Origin of the sequence: Carnobacterium sp. (assembly GCF_032094055.1) — a bacterium.
Taxonomy (GTDB): domain Bacteria; phylum Bacillota; class Bacilli; order Lactobacillales; family Carnobacteriaceae; genus Carnobacterium_A.
This window is the reverse complement of record NZ_DAMDAK010000139.1, coordinates 1,656-3,595: the sequence shown is the minus strand read 5'-3', so window position 1 is coordinate 3,595 and position 1,940 is coordinate 1,656. Positions and strand designations below refer to the sequence as shown.

The following is a 1,940-nucleotide window of genomic DNA, read 5'->3' as shown; positions in this document are numbered from 1 at the left end:
ATAATCCCACACATCTTTTGAAAATGGGTTAACAAAAGCATCGCCATTGCCATTTTTCCAAACGCTGCCATCGGCACGTTTAAAAGATAGATCTGGTTTAGCTTCAGCCAATAAGGTGTCTTTAAAGACCACTATTCGCCCAATCGGATAAATTTGATCTTTTTCCAAATTTTCCATCATCGCTTTAGGATCACTGACAAAGTCTTGTGTGCTTTTTTTCACCGTCTCATTGTCAGATCCAATATCCATCGTAATATTCCCAGTATCATCTTTAACGTCAATTACCATAGAGTTTAGTCCATTTTTTTTCACAAAATCAGATAATTCTGCCATTTTTTGTGTTCCACCAGCTGAGTAGGCTGTAACATAAATTCCCTTAACTCCTTTTTCTGGATAGGGGATATCAATACCGCTGTCATATGAAAATTGAGCCGGAAATTTCTTTGGAATACTTAAAAGAGGTTGGCTATTGATTTCTATGGGCTCGGCTTGCTTTTCATCTTCTGCTTGTGCAGCAAAAGGAGCAGCTAGGAAGAGGGAAGCACTTAAAATAAATGTACCCATCCATTTTTTAGTATGTGTCATTCGTTTGATTCCTCGCTTTCTGGAGATTCAATTAGAGCTGGATCGACCAGAGTATACCCTTGATCTTTTAAACCTTCTGCGATATCAACCGCTGCTTCATTTGTCCAAGCACGGTCGTGCATTAATAAATTAGCCCCATCACCTAGATACTCGGTATGCAGCATAATGTCAGTCAAAGCTGCAGCATCCTGATACTCCGGTTCCCAGTCATAACCATAAGTCCAATTCATAAATACCATATCTTCTTCTGCTATTACTTCAGCTGAAGTATCTGTATTTATTCCGAATGGCGCACGGAAGAATCGAGGTTTAACACCGATCGTTTCATAAATTAGTTCATTTGTTTTCAAAATTTCTTCACGTTGTTCTTCCGGGCTGATGCTACTTAAATCAGCATGAGTCTGTGTATGGTTTCCAATTTCGAATCCCATATCGTAAATCTCTTTTAATTTTTCTTTTCCTTCATCCGATTCAATATACATTCCGTTGATGAAAAAGACTGCAGGAGCGTTGATTTCCTTCATTTTAGTAGCGATTTCAACCGCGTGCTCATCTGGAGCATCATCAAACGTCAACAAGGCAACTTTTGTATCATCTCCGTCATTTAACGGTTCAATAACAAATGTATCTGGATTCACTCGGTATGTATATTCTTGAGGTTGTGTTTCATCTTTTTTCGCTTCTGATGAATCAGCTTGCGATTCACTGCTTTCAGTGCTAGCAGACTCTGAAACGGCTTCAGAAGATTGAGTTAAAGCTGATTCTGAAGAATTTTCATCAGATTGTGCCGGTTCATTCGTTTGGCAAGCACTTAGCAATAAAGCACTCATTAAAGTAACACTTAAAACTGTTTTTTTCATTATTTTGCACTCCTTAAATTATTTACTTGATTCTGATAATGAGTTTAATTTTTCTTCTGCTTCGGTACGTTGTTTTTTCAGCGTTTTAAATTGTTCATTCAGCTGGTTCAAAAGCTCTTTTGTTTTAGTATCTTCTTCATTCAATTTAGTAATGCCGTCTGTCAAAGTTTTATAAGTAGCTTCTTCATCAGCTAATGATTGATAATACGTTTCTTCTTCCTTCAAGTTTTTTTCATATTGCTTCGAATAGTCATCAAGAGAAGTAGTAAGTTTTTTTATTTCTTCAGATAAGCCCTTAATTTCTTCTTTAGGTACTTTATCGCCATCGTTTTCAGCTAAACTTTTTTGTGTTTCTTTCATTTCTCCAGTGGCTTTTTTTATCGCTGATATTGCTGTTTTCCGGTTCTTAACGTTTTCAAAAACAGGAGCAGTCCCATCAGAGAATTGAGTCAAACTATCACTCTCATCCAATGTCTTTTCAAAAGTTTCCTGTAA

The 1,940-nt window shown here is 36.9% G+C and carries 3 protein-coding genes; all 3 read right to left on the bottom strand.

The genetic code is table 11. The features are described 5' to 3' along the window. Nucleotides 1-585: putative glycoside hydrolase (locus RT405_RS13345; protein WP_313470354.1), on the bottom strand; the 585-nt coding region annotated here is incomplete at its 3' end. Further along, the gene (locus tag RT405_RS13340; protein ID WP_313470352.1) at nucleotides 582-1,445 is read right to left on the bottom strand and encodes a polysaccharide deacetylase family protein; all 864 of its coding nucleotides are present in this window, start codon (nucleotides 1,443-1,445) and stop codon (nucleotides 582-584) included. The genes RT405_RS13345 and RT405_RS13340, both read right to left, overlap by 4 nt. Nucleotides 1,446-1,463: 18 nt before the next feature. After that, nucleotides 1,464-1,940: YkyA family protein (locus RT405_RS13335; RefSeq protein WP_313470350.1), on the bottom strand; the 477-nt coding region annotated here is incomplete at its 5' end.

What these genes read in the sequence shown, in the direction of transcription:
- RT405_RS13340 (WP_313470352.1), bottom strand. Translation starts at nt 1,445, where the DNA reads ATGAAAAAAACAGTTTTAAGTGTTACTTTAATGAGTGCTTTATTGCTA.